At 65.5% G+C, this 15,991-nt stretch carries 14 protein-coding genes and 1 tRNA gene; 8 read left to right on the top strand and 7 right to left on the bottom strand.

What is annotated here, in order from left to right:
• The first annotated feature begins 6 nt into the window (after nucleotides 1-6).
• Both msrA and AQZ59_RS07330 read left to right on the top strand, forming a co-directional pair.
• On the top strand, nucleotides 7-651 hold the full coding sequence (gene msrA / locus AQZ59_RS07335; RefSeq protein WP_062614032.1) for a peptide-methionine (S)-S-oxide reductase MsrA: 645 nt from the start codon (nucleotides 7-9) through the stop codon (nucleotides 649-651).
• A gap of 88 nt (nucleotides 652-739) precedes the next feature.
• Entirely contained in the window at nucleotides 740-1,183 is a 444-nt protein-coding gene (locus AQZ59_RS07330) for an FKBP-type peptidyl-prolyl cis-trans isomerase (RefSeq protein WP_062614015.1), read from the top strand.
• A gap of 110 nt (nucleotides 1,184-1,293) precedes the next feature.
• Here AQZ59_RS07330 and putP read toward each other — a convergent pair whose 3' ends face one another.
• The gene (putP, locus tag AQZ59_RS07325) at nucleotides 1,294-2,892 is read right to left on the bottom strand and encodes a sodium/proline symporter PutP (protein WP_062614014.1); all 1,599 of its coding nucleotides are present in this window, start codon (nucleotides 2,890-2,892) and stop codon (nucleotides 1,294-1,296) included.
• A 207-nt stretch (nucleotides 2,893-3,099) separates the two neighbouring features.
• On the opposite strand from putP, the gene AQZ59_RS07320 reads away from it, so the two are divergent.
• Nucleotides 3,100-6,576 (top strand): proline dehydrogenase family protein, encoded by a 3,477-nt coding sequence (locus tag AQZ59_RS07320; protein ID WP_062614013.1) that lies wholly within the window; start codon nucleotides 3,100-3,102, stop codon nucleotides 6,574-6,576.
• 210 nt (nucleotides 6,577-6,786) lie between these two features.
• Here the strand turns inward: AQZ59_RS07320 and AQZ59_RS07315 are convergent, their stop codons facing one another.
• Complete coding sequence (locus AQZ59_RS07315; protein WP_062614012.1) at nucleotides 6,787-7,641, bottom strand: Bax inhibitor-1/YccA family protein; 855 nt, start codon at nucleotides 7,639-7,641, stop codon at nucleotides 6,787-6,789.
• 288 nt (nucleotides 7,642-7,929) lie between these two features.
• On the opposite strand from AQZ59_RS07315, the gene AQZ59_RS07310 reads away from it, so the two are divergent.
• Nucleotides 7,930-8,949: an ABC transporter ATP-binding protein gene (locus AQZ59_RS07310; protein ID WP_062614011.1), complete on the top strand. Its 1,020-nt coding sequence runs from the start codon at nucleotides 7,930-7,932 to the stop codon at nucleotides 8,947-8,949.
• A gap of 1 nt (nucleotide 8,950) precedes the next feature.
• On the top strand, nucleotides 8,951-9,712 hold the full coding sequence (locus tag AQZ59_RS07305; protein WP_062614010.1) for an ABC transporter permease: 762 nt from the start codon (nucleotides 8,951-8,953) through the stop codon (nucleotides 9,710-9,712).
• A gap of 9 nt (nucleotides 9,713-9,721) precedes the next feature.
• Here the strand turns inward: AQZ59_RS07305 and AQZ59_RS07300 are convergent.
• Nucleotides 9,722-9,794 (bottom strand) — tRNA-Leu (locus AQZ59_RS07300).
• Nucleotides 9,795-9,885: 91 nt separating this feature from the next.
• Here AQZ59_RS07300 and nhaA point away from each other — a divergent pair.
• Nucleotides 9,886-11,214 (top strand): Na+/H+ antiporter NhaA, encoded by a 1,329-nt coding sequence (nhaA, locus tag AQZ59_RS07295; protein WP_068538761.1) that lies wholly within the window; start codon nucleotides 9,886-9,888, stop codon nucleotides 11,212-11,214.
• A 78-nt stretch (nucleotides 11,215-11,292) separates the two neighbouring features.
• Here the strand turns inward: nhaA and AQZ59_RS07290 are convergent, their stop codons facing one another.
• From AQZ59_RS07290 to AQZ59_RS09440, 3 genes are read right to left on the bottom strand one after another with little or no spacing between them, the layout of a single operon-like run.
• Entirely contained in the window at nucleotides 11,293-12,249 is a 957-nt protein-coding gene (locus tag AQZ59_RS07290) for a Ppx/GppA phosphatase family protein (protein ID WP_062614009.1), read from the bottom strand.
• A complete protein-coding gene (locus AQZ59_RS07285; protein ID WP_082661218.1) occupies nucleotides 12,246-12,809 on the bottom strand; it encodes a DUF501 domain-containing protein in 564 nt (187 codons plus the stop codon). The genes AQZ59_RS07290 and AQZ59_RS07285 overlap by 4 nt, the downstream gene beginning before the upstream one ends.
• 17 nt (nucleotides 12,810-12,826) lie before the next feature.
• Nucleotides 12,827-13,327 carry an FtsB family cell division protein gene (locus AQZ59_RS09440; RefSeq protein ID WP_143602029.1) on the bottom strand — a complete coding sequence of 167 codons (501 nt, stop codon included), beginning with the start codon at nucleotides 13,325-13,327 and terminating at the stop codon, nucleotides 12,827-12,829.
• On the opposite strand from AQZ59_RS09440, the gene AQZ59_RS09435 reads away from it, so the two are divergent.
• Nucleotides 13,326-13,610, top strand: coding sequence for a hypothetical protein (locus tag AQZ59_RS09435; RefSeq protein ID WP_152994734.1), 285 nt, complete (start codon nucleotides 13,326-13,328; stop codon nucleotides 13,608-13,610). The genes AQZ59_RS09440 and AQZ59_RS09435 overlap by 2 nt on opposite strands.
• A 262-nt stretch (nucleotides 13,611-13,872) precedes the next feature.
• Here AQZ59_RS09435 and eno read toward each other — a convergent pair whose 3' ends face one another.
• A complete protein-coding gene (eno, locus tag AQZ59_RS07275) occupies nucleotides 13,873-15,153 on the bottom strand; it encodes a phosphopyruvate hydratase (protein ID WP_062614007.1) in 1,281 nt (426 codons plus the stop codon).
• 338 nt (nucleotides 15,154-15,491) lie between these two features.
• On the opposite strand from eno, the gene AQZ59_RS07270 reads away from it, so the two are divergent.
• Nucleotides 15,492-15,773, top strand: a complete 282-nt coding sequence (locus AQZ59_RS07270) for a type II toxin-antitoxin system Phd/YefM family antitoxin (protein ID WP_062614006.1) — start codon at nucleotides 15,492-15,494, stop codon at nucleotides 15,771-15,773.
• Nucleotides 15,774-15,991: the final 218 nt, after the last annotated feature.

The following is a 15,991-nucleotide window of genomic DNA, read 5'->3' as shown; positions in this document are numbered from 1 at the left end:
CCCACGATGGTGTCGCCCGAGGCCGCGCTGCCCGGGCGGGCCGAGCCGATCCTGGTCAACCCCGCCCGGCACCTGAAGCTAGGCACGGATATCCTCGCGCCCGCGGCCCACGGCCAGTTCGAAATATTCCTCGCCGCCGGCTGCTACTGGGGCGTGGAGGAGATCATGTGGGACCTGCCCGGCGTGGTCACCACATCGGTGGGCTTCATGGGCGGCTTCACGCCCAACCCCACGTACGGTGAGGTCTGCACCGGGCTCACCGGGCATACCGAAACCGTCCGCGTGGTCTATTCTGGCGCGGAGGCGCTGCCGCTCATTCTCAAGACGTTCTGGGAGTGCCACGACCCGACCTCGCTCAACGCCCAAGGTAACGACGTGGGCACCCAGTATCGTTCGGCGATTTTCACGACGACGCCCGAGCAGTCGCGCCTCGCCCTCGACTCGCGTGCCGCTTACGACCGCGTGCTGGGTGATGCGGGCCAAAGCCCGATCGTGACGGAGATTGTGGACGCCGCGGATACCACGGGCTACTTCTCCGCCGAGGAAGACCACCAGCAATACCTCATCAAGGTGCCGAACGGCTACCGGTGCCACACCAAGACGGGGATGGCCTGCCCGATGCCGGGCGCCGGGCCGCTGGCCGGGCTCTAGGGGATCGGGGCACGAGGGGCTGTGGGCCTTGCCCGGGGCACCGACACGGTAGACTGGGCTCGGCTCTGTTTACTGTTGAAAGGCTGTCATGGACATCATCTACCCTGAAGTGTCGGGCTCGTTCGGCCAGACCCCCGAGCTCACGTTCCCCGAGGGCGCGCAGGCGCCGAAGGGCCTGCGCGTCAAGGTCTTGGAGGAGGGCACCGGCCGCGTCGTGCATGCGGGTGACGAGATCGAGGTCGACTACCACGGCCAGATCTGGGACGGCCCGATTTTTGACTCCTCGTATTACCGTGAGGGCGAGGCCGTTTTCCCGATCGGCGTGGGCATGGTGATCGAGGGCTGGGACGAGGCGATCGTGGGCAAGCAGGTCGGATCGCGTCTGCTCATCTGCGTGCCCCCGTTCAAGGGCTACGGTCCGCAGGGCAACGCGCGCGCCGGCATCAAAGGTGATGATGTCCTGGTATTCGTGGTGGACATCAAAGGCATCCAGGATTCGGCGTTCAACTTCAACACACTTCACGACAACTGATCGGCGCGGGGCGAGCGCGCCCCCGCCGCTTTTGAAAACTTTTGGACAAAGGGGTGTGGCCCTGGCGGTTTCGCCGGGGCCACACCCCTTGAGCTAACGCGCGTGTGCGCTTACTTGGGCAGTTCGACCTCGCTGCCGTCGTCGGCCACGAGGGTGGCCGAGCGCGGCTTGTAGCCGTCGGGGTTGTTCGCCACGATCTGGCGGACCTCGGCCGCGAGCGCCTCGTGGTTCGACCAGTCCTTCGACAGCTGGACCGCCGTGTCGAATTCCTTGTCGATGATGGTGTTCGGACGGTAGGTCAGCGACGATATGATGTAGGTGACAACCAGGTTGACGATGAAGCCGGGCACGATCTCGTACAGGTCGAGCAGGCCGCCGTCGAGGTTGCCCCACACCGCCACAGTTACGGCGCCCATGATCATGCCGGCCAGCGCGCCGAAGCCGGTGAGCTTACGCCAGTAGAGGCTGAGGATGATGGTGGGGCCGAAGGAGGCGCCGAAGCCGGCCCAGGCGAAGGCCACAAGCTTGAGGATCGTGCCGTTCGGGTTGAGGGCGAGGCCGCCGGCGAGCACCGCGATGCCGGCCACCGCGATGCGGGAGAGCATGACGCCCTTCTTGGCCGAAAGCTTGTGGTTGGTGAACGTCATGTAGACGTCCTCGATGAGGGCGGAGGAGCTGACCAGCAGCTGGGAGGAGATCGTGGACATGATGGCCGCGAGGATGGCGGCGAGCATGAAGCCGGCGATCATCGGGTGGAAGAGGAGCTGGCCGAGCACGATGAAGACCTGCTCAGGGTTGGCGAGCAGCGACTCGTCGTGCTTGAAGATGGCCACGCCCACGAGCGCCGTGAAGAGCGCGCCGAACACGACGAGCAGCATCCAGCCGATGCCGATGCGGCGGGCCGCGAGGGCCTCCTTCGGGCTACGCAACGCCATGAAGCGGACGATAATGTGGGGCTGACCCACATATCCCAAACCCCAGGCGACGGCCGAGATGAGGCCGATCGCGGTCACGTTCTTCAGCGGGTTGAGCAGTTCCGGGTCGATCGAGCGCGTGGTGTCGAGGACGATGTCGAAGCCGCCCACATAGATGACGCCGGCCACGGGGACCAGCACGAGGGCGAGGAGCATGATGGTGCCCTGGACGGCGTCGGTGTAGGACACCGCTAGGAAGCCGCCCACCAGCGTGTAGAACACCGTGATTGCGGCGATGATAATCATGCCCAGCTTGTAGTCCACGCCGAACGCGCCCTCGAAGAAAGTGCCACCGGCCACCATGCCGGAGGAGACGTAGAACGTGAAGTAGAACAGGATGATGAAGCCCGACACGATGCGCAGGCTGTGCGTGGAATCGCGCAGGCGCGAGTCAAGGAAGGACGGGACGGTGATCGAGTTGTTCGATACCTCGGTGTAGGAGCGCAGGCGCGGGGCCACGAACTTCCAGTTCAGCCAGGCGCCGGCCGTCAGGCCAATCGCGATCCAGAATTCGAAAACTCCGGACAGGTAGAGCGCGCCGGGCAGGCCCATGAGGAGCCAGCCGGACATGTCGGAGGCGCCGGCGGACAGGGCAGCAACCGCTGGGTTGAGCTGGCGTCCGCCGAGCATGTAGTCGTCGACATCGGAGGTCTTGCGGTAGGACCACAGTCCGATACCGATCATGAGGAGGAAGTACAAGATCATCGTGAGGATCTGCCATGCGGTATCGCTCATCAATTTCTCCCTTGTGCTGGTAGGTGTGCCGGTTGCATGTGCGCCATGCAACACAGGCGATTGAAAGTGACAATACCCGAAAAAATTTCGATGTAAAGAGAATTCCGAAAAATGACCACTATTTCGGTAGCTAGGATCCCGTTGCCGATTTACAATGAGGGCACCTGGCCCTCGTCGGCCCCACGACTGCAAAGATGGAGATAATCAGTGGCAACAGTCAAGAATGACGTCGATTTTTCTCAGGTGGCACACGCAGCTATTGACCAGGCGAAGACTTGGGCCAAGCGTTCGGCCTCCTTCCCCGAGGATCGCGCGGGCAAGTTGCTGTCCCAGGTCCTCAAGGGTGAGGGCGGGCTCGACTTCACGGTGCAATTCGTCGACGGCGTGATCCGCCCCGAGGATCCGAAGACCCGGGCAGCCAACCTCAACAAGCTGGCGAAGAAGCCGGCCAGCTTCCTGCCCGCCTACCTGTCACTTCCCGCAAAGGTGGGTGGCGTGCTGGCCCCGGCCTCCCCCACGTTCATCACGGAAGCGGCTTTCCGCGTGTTCCGCATGCTGGTGGGTAACCTTGTGCTGGACACGACGCCGAAGAAGCTCGGCCCGGCGGTGAAGAAGCTGCGGGCCGACGGTTCGCGCCTCAACCTCAACCTGCTGGGCGAGGCCGTGCTGGGGCGCAAGGAGGCGGCGCGTCGCCTGGCGGCGGTCACGGAGCTGCTCGAGTACGACTTCGTGGACTACGTGTCGATCAAGGTCTCCTCGGTGCTCGGCGTTCACAACCCGTGGGGCTACCAGAAGGCGGTGGACCAGGCGATTGAGGCGTTGCTACCGCTGTACCGGGTGGCGAACAAAGGTGGCAAGTTCGTCAATTTGGACATGGAGGAGTACCACGACCTCCACCTCACCATCGACGTCTTCACCGGTATCCTCGACCGCGAGGAGTTTAAGAACCTGCGCGCCGGCATCGTGTTGCAGGCCTACCTGCCCGACGCCCTGCCCGCGATGGAGCGTTTGCAGGAGTGGGCCGCCCAGCGCGTGGCGGACGGGGGCGCGCCGGTGAAGGTGCGCCTGGTCAAGGGCGCGAACCTGCCGATGGAGCAGGTGGACGCGCTCATGCACGGCTGGCCGCTTGCCGTCCAGCCGTCGAAGGCCGCCACGGACGCGAACTACATGCGCATCCTCGAGTACGCGTTGCGCCCGGAGCACATTTCGAACGTCAACCTGGGCATCGCCGGCCAGAACCTCTTCACCCTCGGCTTTGGCCTCAACCTCGCCAAGGCGCGCGGAGTCACGGAGGGCTTCGAGGTGGAGATGCTCAAGGGCATGGCCACCAACCAGGCGCTCGCCATCCGCGAGGACGTGGGCCGGATCCTGTACTACGTGCCCGTGGTGGATCCGGCGAACTACGACGTCGCCATCTCCTACCTCGTCCGCCGCCTCGAGGAGTCCGCGGCACACGAAAACTTCATGTCCGGCGTTTTCGAGATCGCTGATAACGACTCCGTCTTCGCCCGCGAGCGCAATCGCTTCGCCACCGGCGTCGTGGCCGCGTTCCCGGAGGCGGACCTGGCGGAGGCCATGGGCCCGCTCAACGAGGTGCCCACGCTTTCCTTCGGGCCGAACCGGCACCAGAACAGGCTGACCGACGACGTCGATCTGCTGACCTCATTCCGTAACACCCCGGATTCGGACCCGTCGCTTCCCGCCAATATCGAGTGGGCGAACCAGATTTTTGCGAAGATGGGCGATTCGGAGCTGGGCGTGAAGGGCGCCGACGACGCGCGGGTGCGCACGGTTGCCGAGATGGAGCAGATCGTGGTCGAGGCACGTAAGGCCGCTCCGGAGTGGGCCGGGCTCAGCGGAGCCGAGCGCGCAAAGATCTTGCGCCGGGCTGGGCAGGTGCTTGGTGAGCGCCGCGCGGAGCTGATCGAGGTGGCCGCCTCGGAGTGTGGGAAGATCGTGGGCGAGGCTGACGTAGAGGTCTCCGAGGCGATCGACTTTGCTAACTACTACGCGGATCTGGCCGAGGAGCTGGACGAGCTGGAGGGCGTGCGCTTCTCCCCCGCGCCCGTCACCGCCGCGATCCCGCCGTGGAATTTCCCGCTGGCGATCCCGGCTGGCTCGGCGCTGGCGCCTTTGGCCACCGGCTCGGTCGTCGTCTTCAAGCCGGCCGAGCAGGCTCGCCGCTGTGGCGCCGTCATCGCCCAAGCCCTGTGGGATGCCGGGGTGCCGAAGGAAGCCCTGCGTCTGGTCGATATCCACCCGGATGAGATGGCCGAGGTGGGCGAGGCGCTCGTCACCGGCTCGGACCAGGTGATTTTGACCGGCTCGATCGAGACTGCGAAGCTGTTCCGCTCCTGGGAGCCGGACCTGGCGGTCTTTGCCGAGACCTCGGGCAAGAACGCCATTATCGTCACCCCGCAGGCCGACATCGACCTCGCGGCGAAAGACCTGGTCCAGTCCGCGTTCGGGCACGCGGGCCAGAAGTGTTCGGCGGCGTCGATTGCGATCCTTGTGGGGGCGATGGGCAAGTCGGAGCGCTTCATTAACCAGGTGGTCGACGCGGCAGAGTCGCTAGTGGTGGACTGGCCGACCAACCCGTCGGCGGAGATGGGCCCGATCATTGAGCCGGCGGCCGGCAAGCTCAAGCGCGGCCTGACCGAGCTGGAGCCGGGCCAGACGTGGCTGCTTAAGCCGCGCCAACTGGACGATTCGGGCCGCCTCTGGTCGCCCGGTATTCGCGACGGCGTCACCCCCGGCCAGGACGCTCACATGACCGAGTATTTCGGCCCGGTGTTGGGCATCATGCGCGCCGAGACCCTGGAGGAAGCGATCCGGCTGCAGAACGCGGTGGAGTTCGGTCTCACGGCCGGCCTGCACTCGCTCGACCCGGACGAGATCAAGCTGTGGCTGTCGAAGGTGGAGGCGGGCAACGTCTACGTTAACCGTGGCACGACGGGCGCGATCGTGCGTCGTCAGCCGTTCGGCGGCTGGAAGCGCTCGCAGGTGGGCACTGGTTCGAAGGCGGGCGGCCCCAACCACCTCATCGGCATGTCGCACGCGGAGCCGGTGGAGGTGGCGGTGCCGGAGTCGTTCGCGACGCTGTCCTACCCCACCCTGGGCGAGTTCGACGCCCTGGCCGACAAGCTGCCGAAGGACGACGCCGGCCAGTACCGTGCCGCGCTGCGTAGCGTGGAGGCGGCACTCAAGGAACACTACCTGTCGGCGCGCGACGTGTCGGCGCTGGGCGTTGAGAAGAACGTGTTCCGCTACCGGCCCACGTCGGTGATGGTGCGCCTGGAGGATCCGGAGCAGTGGTGGAAGGTCGCCCCGATGGTGGCCGGCGCGCTCACGGGCAAGACGTCGGTGGAGCTGAGCGTGGGCGACGACCTGCGCGACACCGTGGCCCAGGCCTTCCGCGCCGCGGGCGCCACGGTCAGCGTGGCATCGCCCGCCCAGTGGCTCTCCGACCTGCCCAAGTCTGGCGCGCACAAGATCCGCTACGTCGGCGACGACGCCCGCGCGGTGGCCGAAGCCGTGGGTGGCTCGGTGGACGTGGCGATTTACGCTGAGCCCGTCACGGGCAATGGTCGGGTGGAACTGCGCCCGTTCTTCCTTGAGCAGGCGGTTGCCGCCACAAATCACCGGTTCGGCGATCACACCAAGTTGCTCGATGGAGTGATTTAGACGCCGTGAACTGAGGTGGGCCGGCCCCGACGCGGGGCCGGCCCACTTGTTTCTTGGAGCCAGGCTTGCTTTCGGTGTCCTAACCCCGGCTCATCGGCAACCGGCGATAGAGCAGCCAGGTCATTCCCCACAGCGCGGCGGCCGCGGCGAGTGCCAACATCGGCGCCCCGCTGGGGCCGACCCGCAGGCCAGCCCCCTAATCTGTTGGCTTTAGCGGTCCGAGAGGATCGCGATGAGGCGGAGAACCTCGATGTAGATCCACAGGATCGTCATGACGATCGCGATGCCCACCGTCCACGAGAACTCGCGGGGCGCACCGTTGACGATCGCGGTGTTGATGTCCTCGAAGTCGCCGATCAGCATGTAAGCGGCGATGAGGATCATGCCGGCGCCCAGGATCACGCCCAGCGGGATACCCGCGACCTCGTACCCGCGCACGCCCCACGCCTGATCCAGCACGCCCGTCCACATCAGTACCAGGTTGACCAGCGAGAAGATGAGGTAGCCGAGCGCCACCGTGATGACGATCTTTCGGCCCTTCGGGGTGGTGCGCACCGCGCCCGAGTAGTGCAATGCCAGTGTCACACCGACGATGATCGCGGTGGCCAGGATGGTCTGGATCGCGATGCCCGGCACGAAGATTTCGAAGGCGGCGGTCAGCGCGCCGAGCGCCACGCCCTCGAGCACCGCGTACGCGATCGCCAGGCCGGGCTTGACCATCTTCTGGAACGCTAAGATCAGGCCGACCACGAACGCGCCGATCACCGAAACCACCGCCACCGACATCCACATGGCCGGCGGGAGGAGCACGGCGGTCGCCACACCCGAAATAACGGCGATGCCGAGGAGCACGGCCACCTTGTTCAGCGCGTCGTTGTACGTCATGCGCTCGGTGGCAAACGCGCCGTTCCCGGCGACCTCGCCTTGCGCCTGGCCGTACGCCGCCTGCTGGGCGTTCGGAGTGCCGTAGGCGTACTGGTCGCCGTAGGCGGTCTGGTCGAACTGGTTCGGCCGGACCTGCTGGGTCGAGAAGTAGGGATTACGTGTCGTAATCGGATTGCTCACGGGAGCCTCCTTTTATTAGGGCCGTCGCTACGGCCATCCACATCCCATACTAACCATGGCGTAACTAAGGGCAATACTCCCGCGCTCTTTTCTCCCCAAAGAGAAACGCCCCGGCCCGCTGCCGTCCATAGCGCGAGTCCGCGCTGTAGAACGCGCGCACGACGCCGCCCGCCCCGCCGTGCGTCGTGAAAAACTGTGGATGATCCGTCCGCGGTATGACGAAATCGGGGATAGTGGACTCATACGCTAAAGGAGTCGGCACCGCAGGCGGGCCGCAGGGAGGACCAGATGATCACCGTCGAGAACCTGACGAAGGACTACGGCAAGACGCGCGCGGTTGACAACCTGTCGTTCTCCGTGCGCCCCGGCGCCGTGACCGGGTTCCTCGGGCCGAATGGCTCGGGTAAATCCACCACGATGCGCTGCATTGTCGGACTTGACCGCCCCACGTCGGGCCGGGCAATGATCGGGGGCACCGAGTATCGCAACCTCGCCTCCCCGCTCACCGCGGTCGGCGCGCTCTTGGACGGGAAGGCGTTTCACCCCGGACGAACGGCCAGGCAGCATCTGCGGGTCGTGGCGAAAACGCATGGATTCCCCCACGAGCGCGTCGACGAGGTCATTGGCTTCACCGGCCTCGAATCCGTGGCGGGCAAGAAAATCAAGGGTTTCTCGCTCGGCATGGGCCAGCGCCTCGGCATCGCAACAGCCCTGCTTGGCGACCCGCAGGTGCTTATCCTCGACGAACCGGTCAACGGTCTTGACCCCGACGGCGTGCGCTGGGTCCGCTCCACCATGCGGTCGCTTGCCGCGGAGGGCCGCAGCGTCCTCGTCTCCTCCCACCTTATGAGCGAAATGGCGCTCACGGCGGACGATCTGGTCATTATCGGCCGCGGCCGCCTCATCGACTCCGGCCCGATCTCCAAGTTCACCGAGTCGGATCGGGGCGCGCGCGTGCGGGTCTCCGGCCCGGACATGGCCACGATCCGCGGCCTGCTTACCCAGGCGGGGTGGCAGGTTTACGACGTCGCCCCGAGCCACTCCAGCCCCCGCGGCTCCTTCGAACTCCCCGGGCTCCGGCGCGAGCAGGTGGGCCACTACCTCTATCAGCACAACGTGGAGATCCACGAGCTGACCGAGATCCACTCCACCCTCGAAGACGTCTTCATGGAGCTGACCTCCGACCAGGTGCAGTTCAGCTCCGCGCGCGGTCCCTCCTCCGGTTTCGCGCCGATGTCCCCGACGCCGCCTGGCCCAGTTCCGCCGACGCCGCCCGCCCCGCCCGCGCACACCACCTGGGAGGCCTAAGATGACCATGTTTTCTGGCCGTTTCGCCGATTCCTACCGTCCCACGTTTGGGCGCTCCCTGCACTCGGAGCTGATGAAGCTCAACACTCGCTCGATTCAGGTGACCGCCGCGATCGGCATCATCCTCTATGGGCTCATCATGTGGATGCTGGCCAGCTCCGAGTACGTGGAGGCCGATCCGCTGGTTGTAACGGCCGGCTGGCCGTCGATGACCATCTTTTTCATCGTCATTGGCACCGTTGCCGTCACCAGCGAGTACTCGCACAACACGATGCGGACCACCGTGCTTGCGGACCCGCGCCGGGGGCGCTCGTTCACGGCCAAGCTGACGGCGGTCACGATCGTCTCTCTCCTGCTGAGCGCCACCCTCATCGCCATCGGGTACACGCTCACCAGGATCCTCAAGGACGGGTTCAATCCGGGCGGGGAGGCCATCGCGGCCTACTCGATCTTCTGCATCATCATGGTCTCGATCGGCGTGCTCTCTACCGCGATGGGCTACCTCGTGCGCTCCACGGCCGGCGCGATCTCCATCATGATCGGCTTCATGTACCTCATTGACCTGGTCCAGATCATCCCGCAGGAGTTCTTCCGCAAGACCGTCTCCCAGCTGATCCCGAGCGCGCTCGGCTCGGTGGCCATCAGCGACCAACCGCTTGGGGACCTCATCACGGGCCGCTGGGTGGCGCTCGCCATTTTTGTGGGATACGCGGTGGTCGGTGTCGTCGGCACGCTCACCGCCTTCAAGAAACGGGACATCTAGACGCGGCAGTACCCCCAGTCGGATTCGAACCGACACTGAATCGATTTTAAGTCGACTGCCTCTGCCGTTGGGCTATGGGGGCCTGCAAGTAACACTACCTGTGCGATCGATGCCGCCAAAATAGGCGGAACGTTTTAGACTGGGGAGGTCAACGACACGAGGATTGGACTTATATGATCGCGCGTTACCACCAGGCCCTGAAGAACGAAACGACCGCCGGAGTCGTCCTCATTATCGGGGCGGTGCTCGCCCTGATCTGGGCGAATTTCCCGGTCCAGGGTGCGCGGAACGCGTACGATTCCCTCGCGAACACCTCCCTGTTTGAGTTGCACGGGCACGGGATGAGCCTTTCGCTCATCTCGGCCGACTTCTTGCTCGCCCTGTTCTTCTTCATCGTGGGCATGGAGCTCAAGCAGGAGTTTGTGGTCGGCTCGCTGCGCGACATCCGTAAGGCGCTGGTGCCGATCCTCGCCGCGGTGTTCGGCATGATCGGGCCGGTGCTCGTGTACGTGACCATCCAGCTGCTCTCCGCCGATCCGAACTGGAACGGCTGGGCCGTGCCGGTTGCCACCGACATCGCCTTCGCGCTCGGCGTGCTCGGCCTGTTTGGCAAGGGCCTGCCCATCGCGCTACGCACCTTCCTCATGACCCTCGCGGTGGTGGACGACCTGCTCGGCATCCTCATCATCGCGGTCTTCTTCTCCGACAACCTCAACTTCATTTACCTCGGGCTGTCGATCCTGGTGGTGGCCGCCTTCGGCACGCTCGCCCAGAAGCGCATCATCAAGTGGTACCTGCTGTGGCCGATCGGGCTGGTGGCCTGGTACTTCATGTTCTCCTCCGGCATCCACGCCACGATCGCCGGCGTGCTCATGGGCATGACCATCCCCGCCAAGAAGCTCGCCACAGAGAAGCTGCCGCTCACCGAGGAGCTCACCGAGAAGCTCGAGTTCTACTCCGCCGGCATCATCTTGCCCGTGTTCGCGTTCTTCGCGGCGGGCGTGAACGTGGTGGATTCCGGTGGCGTCATGGCGATGCTGACCGACCCGGCGGCCATGGGCATCTACCTCGGCCTGCCGCTGGGCAAGATGATCGGCATCACCGGCGGCGTGGCACTCATGGTGTACGTATTCAAACTCCAGCTGGGCAAGAACCTCTACATGGGCGACGTGAACGCGATGGCGTTCATCGCCGGCATCGGCTTCACCGTGTCGCTGCTGATCGCCACCCTGTCCTTCCCCGATCACGACCCGGCCGGCCCGCACGCCCGCGTGGCCGTGCTGCTCGGCACCCTCATCTCGCTCGTGGTCGGCGCGTTCTTCCTGCGCGGGCGTGCCAAGTGGCACCGCCACCACGCCCCGGTCTACGACTACGAGCACATGACCGAAAACCGCGCCACCCTGGAGCGCCACGAGGTGCTCGCCGACGACACGATCGAAGAGTCCTGGGGCGAGGTCCCCGGCGGCGAACCCGAGGTCGGGCCCGGCCACTACGACCGCTAGTCCGGCCAGTCCGGCCGCTGGGCCGGCGACGACCGCTCATCCAGCGGCCCGGGTGCTACGGCGCCCGGGCCGCTCGCGTTACAGGTGTGGAGGGTTGGGTTCGCGTGCGGCCCAGAGCGTCATCCCGTCAAGGATGTCGTGCTCGGAGGTCACCGCACTCGTCAGCGCCGTCGTGTTCTCCGTTTCGCGCTCGAGGCGGCGGATGATCTCCTGCCACACGAGCGATCCGGCGCCGATCACATCCACGCGCCCCGGGTGCATGAATCCGCGGGCCGCGCGCTCCTCGACGCTGGCGTGGATGAACCACTCGCACGCCTCGTCGATCTCCGCAAAGGGCAGGCGGGTGGCGTGGATGCGCTCGGGGTCGTAGACGTCGAGGTCGAGCGCCTTCGCCGTCACGGTCGTAATCGTGCCAGCCAGCCCGATGAGCGTGCGGGCCGCAGAGAAGTCGATGCCAGTGGCGTCCATTGCCGCGCGCACGTCGGCCCGCGCAGCCTCGATGCCCGCCTCCCCCGAATCCTTGAGGTGGCGCTCGTAAATCCGCACGCACCCCACGTCCATCGAGGCTGCGCCCAGCACGATGCCGTCGCTCCGGCCGAGCACGAACTCGGTGGACCCGCCGCCCAGGTCAACGGTGAGGAGCGGGTCATCGGCCGAGGCCAGCGCCGAGATCGCCCCCGTAAAGGACGCCCGCGCCTCCTCCTCACCCGTCAGCACCTGGAGGTCAATGCCGAGACGCTCCCGGACGCCGTCGACGAACAACTGCCGGTTGGCAGCATCGCGCGTGGCGGACGTGGCCGCGAACCGGATCGACTCCACCCCGTGCTCGCGGCACTGTGCCGCGTAGTCATCCACGAACGTGAGCGTGCGGGCCAGGGCCTCCGGGTCAAAGCGCCCGGTCCGATCCACGCCCTGCCCCAGACGCGAGACCTCCATCCGGCGCACGACGTCGATCAGCTCGCCAGCCGCGGCGTCGACGTCGGCGATCAACAGCCGGATCGAGTTCGTGCCGCAATCAATTCCGGCAACCCTCATTCCGCGCCCTCCTCAGCCGGATCCTGGCAGTGGCACACGGCGGTGTCCCAACCGACGAGGGCCAGGGCGTCGTCGCCAGCAGGGCACACCCCGGGGCCCACCGCGAGCGCGTAGCCCGCCAGCGCGTGCAGGCACTTGACGCGGTCCGGCATGCCGCCAGCCGAACGGTCCGCCAGGTGTTCCACGTCCTCCAGCAGGTTGCGCCGCTCAATGTAGGAGACGTGGGCGCGCTCGTGGGCGGCGCGGTAATCGGGGTCGTTCGCGAGGCGCTCGTTGAACGCCTCCATCTGCCCCGACGACTCGGCGCGCGAAATACGCTTCACCAACGCCGGCAGCGAGAGGTAGAAGAGCGTGGGGAACGGGGTCCCGTCGGGCAGGCGCGGATACGTGATCGTCACCGCGGGATTACCGCATGCGCACCGCGCCCCGATCCCCACCAGCCCACGCGGGTGCCGGCCGAGCTGCTCGGTCAACACCTCGACGTCGGTATCACGGATCGGGCTCGCATTCGCGGCAATCTGGCGCAGAATCTCAGGGGTAACCTGGGGCGTTTCATTCATAGCCCTAAGCCTACCTGCTAGCCTTCGCCCTCCTCATCGGCGGGCGGGGTCGTGGATGTCTCATCCTCGACCGGAGCCGTGTCGGTGGGGGTGGTGTCCTGCTCCGGCGTCGTTCCAATGAGCGGAATGTTCGACGGGTTGACCACCTCGCCCGCCGCGCCCGCGATCTGGATCGAATCCCACATCGTCTGGTAGAACGGCGTGGCCTGCCGGCGCCGATCGTTGACTTCCTTCGTCCGCTCCGCCCGGATCTCCTCCGGGGTGCCCTTCTCCGGGTCCGAGACGAGGTAGAGAGTCTCCCCTGGCATCACGTAGCCGAGCCGCTCGCGGGCCTGGGAGCGCACGAAGTCGTCATCCTGCCACCGCGCCAGCTCCTGCTCGAGCACCTCTACGCGGGCCGTGGTCTCCTGCAGCTGGCTCAGCAGCTCGCGCTTCTCCTGCTGCTGATTCAGGTACTGGTTGAGCGGACTCGCCACAATAATGATCCCCACCAGCGCGAACAGTGCCACCGCGAGCATGCGTACCGAAAACTGGCGGGTGCGTTCCCCCGACGAAAACCGCACGTTGAACTTCTTCGCGAAACGATCCTGGGATCCGCGGGAGCCGCCGGGGCGGTTGCTACCGGACCGGGAGCTGGTTCGCGTGTTCGTGGTTCGGGTGCCGGTTCGCGTGCTGTTGGCGCGAGTACCGTCGGCCCGAGTCGAAGTGCCTGCCTCGTTCTTCCCCGCCCGCCGGGCACCCTTTCCCGACGACGTCGGCTTGCGCGTCTCCGGCCCCGACGACGCACCCTGGCGGCGCTGAGGGTCCTGGTTTCGCAGGTCCTCGCTATGGCGGCGGCGAGCCGCAGATGCCGCGGAATTCCGGGTAGGCCGGCGGCCGCCCTGGCCCCGGGCGGACGATGGTGGACGCCGCGAACTCATGGCTCCCAGTCTAGGGCCCGTCCGTCGTCAACCGGGAAAGGCCGATGGGCGCGCCACAGTCAGGCGCGTCTCAGCACGCCGGCGCAACAAAAGGGGCCCGGGGTCGGTTTCCCAACCCCGGACCCCTTTTTCAGGCTATGAACTTAAGCCTTGAAGCGCGGGAACGCGGAACGGCCGGCGTAGACGGCCGCGTCGTCGAGCTCCTCCTCGATGCGCAGGAGCTGGTTGTACTTGTTGACGCGCTCGCCACGAGCCGGAGCACCGGTCTTGATCTGGCCGGAGTTGGTGGCAACGGCGAGGTCGGCAATCGTGGTGTCCTCGGTCTCACCGGAGCGGTGCGAGGTCATCGACTTGTAGCCGGCGCGGTGGGCCATCTCCACGGCCTCGAGGGTCTCGGTGAGGGTACCAATCTGGTTCACCTTCACGAGCAGGGCGTTCGCCACATCCATCTCGATGCCCTTGGCGAGGCGCTCCGGGTTGGTGACGAAGAGGTCATCGCCGACGAGCTGGACGCGGTCACCGATACGCTCGGTGAGGGCCTTCCAATCCTCCCACTCGTCCTCCGAGAGCGGATCCTCAATGGAGACGATCGGGTAGTCGGTGATGAGTTTCTCGTAGTAGTCCACCATGTAAGCGGTATCCTTCTCGCCACCCTCGAACATGTACTTGCCATCCTTGAAGAACTCGGTGGAGGCAACGTCAAGTGCGAGAGCGACGTCGGCGCCCGGCTTGTAGCCAGCGCGCTCGATGGCCTCAACGATCAGATCGAGGGCCGCAGCGTTGGTCTCAAGGTTCGGGGCGAAGCCGCCCTCGTCACCCAGGCCGGTGGACAGGCCGCGCTCCTTGAGCACCGCCTTCAGCTCGTGGTAGACCTCGGCGCCCATGCGCAGGGCTTCCTTGAAGGTCGGAGCACCGATCGGGGCGATCATGAACTCCTGGATGTCAACGTTGGAATCGGCGTGCGAGCCACCGTTGAGGATGTTCATCATCGGGACGGGCAGAACGTGGGCGTTCGGGCCACCAAGGTAGGAGAAGAGCGAGAGGCCAGCGGACTCAGCGGAAGCCTTCGCCACAGCGAGCGAAACGCCGAGGATGCCGTTGGCACCCAGCTTGCCCTTGTTCGGGGTGCCATCGAGGTCACGCAGGATCTGGTCAATGTAGCGCTGCTCGGAGGCGTCGAGGCCGATGAGCTCCTCTTCCATCTCCTCGATCACGTTGGCAACAGCCTTCAAGGTGCCCTTGCCGCCGTAGCGGGCCTTGTCGCCATCACGAAGCTCAACCGCCTCGAAGGCGCCGGTCGATGCGCCGGACGGAACGCCAGCGCGGCCGTAGTGGCCGTCATCCAGCAGGACCTCAACCTCAACGGTGGGGTTGCCGCGCGAATCAAGAATCTCACGAGCGTGAACGGCTTCAATGTTTGCCACAAGAACTCCTTCTATAGGGTTACTTTCGGTACCGCAGCGGGACTGCACTACCTCCACCCACTATTGTCCTACGAATCACCGACAAAAGACACCGCCCCGCCCAGATCTCCCAACTTTTCATCTCCTGGGGCAATCCCTTGCTGTGACGCGACGCACGCGCGGGCGTCTTTCGTCCCGACTCCGCGCGGACTCGCCCCGCCCCGAGATCACCCACGCTCTCCCGGCACCCTTCTCACACCCGCTCCCGCCTACGGACCCGCCACCACTCAGGCCCTTGTCCCAGATCAGGCAAGTAGGACATACTATAGCTACAAACAATAGGACCGAGGTGGTGCACGATGCTGATCGATAGCGACGCTCTAGTCTCCATGCGCGACGCGAACCAGAACTTTTCCAAGGTCGCCAGACTGACCGACATCAAGGGGCAAGTGGTGATCCTCAAGAACAACAAACCCCATTTCATCTTGATGAAGTTCGACGACGCCGAGGCCTACCAGGCAGACCAGGCTCAACCTGAGGTTGCCGAGGATGTCCCGGATGAGCTCGTCATGCACATGGCAAAGCAGTTTGCCGACCGGTACAACCGTGCTCTGACAGAACTCTGGAGGGCATCACCCTGACGGCAACAAATGACGAGCTCATCGAGTTCGGCCTGACGGTCGCGAAGTGAGCCGACCTCCAATACATCACCCGGTGGTTGCTCGACCACACCATTGAGGAAGAGCACCCTACAAGCTGACAGCCAGACAAGAACCCTCGCAGGGTTTCCGGTGGCGGCGCCTGACAACCCGGCCCCATGCAGCCAGGCCCCGCACCCCACGCCAGCCGGCCCCACTGC

This window comes from Trueperella bernardiae, from assembly GCF_001469025.1.
Taxonomy (GTDB): Bacteria; Actinomycetota; Actinomycetes; order Actinomycetales; family Actinomycetaceae; genus Trueperella; species Trueperella bernardiae.
Note: the sequence above shows the minus strand (reverse complement) of the source record. Positions and strands in the feature narration are given on the sequence as shown.

Bases quoted from the DNA above. Each gene is read 5' to 3' on its own strand.
- msrA (WP_062614032.1), top strand. From the start codon at position 7: ATGGTGTCGCCCGAGGCCGCGCTGCCCGGGCGGGCCGAGCCGATCCTG.
- AQZ59_RS07330 (WP_062614015.1), top strand. From the start codon at position 740: ATGGACATCATCTACCCTGAAGTGTCGGGCTCGTTCGGCCAGACCCCC.
- putP (WP_062614014.1), bottom strand. From the start codon at position 2,892: ATGAGCGATACCGCATGGCAGATCCTCACGATGATCTTGTACTTCCTC.
- AQZ59_RS07310 (WP_062614011.1), top strand. From the start codon at position 7,930: ATGATCACCGTCGAGAACCTGACGAAGGACTACGGCAAGACGCGCGCG.
- AQZ59_RS07305 (WP_062614010.1), top strand. From the start codon at position 8,951: ATGACCATGTTTTCTGGCCGTTTCGCCGATTCCTACCGTCCCACGTTT.
- nhaA (WP_068538761.1), top strand. From the start codon at position 9,886: ATGATCGCGCGTTACCACCAGGCCCTGAAGAACGAAACGACCGCCGGA.
- AQZ59_RS07290 (WP_062614009.1), bottom strand. From the start codon at position 12,249: ATGAGGGTTGCCGGAATTGATTGCGGCACGAACTCGATCCGGCTGTTG.
- AQZ59_RS07285 (WP_082661218.1), bottom strand. From the start codon at position 12,809: ATGAATGAAACGCCCCAGGTTACCCCTGAGATTCTGCGCCAGATTGCC.
- AQZ59_RS09435 (WP_152994734.1), top strand. From the start codon at position 13,326: ATGCGTACCGAAAACTGGCGGGTGCGTTCCCCCGACGAAAACCGCACG.
- AQZ59_RS09440 (WP_143602029.1), bottom strand. From the start codon at position 13,327: ATGCTCGCGGTGGCACTGTTCGCGCTGGTGGGGATCATTATTGTGGCG.
- AQZ59_RS07270 (WP_062614006.1), top strand. From the start codon at position 15,492: ATGCTGATCGATAGCGACGCTCTAGTCTCCATGCGCGACGCGAACCAG.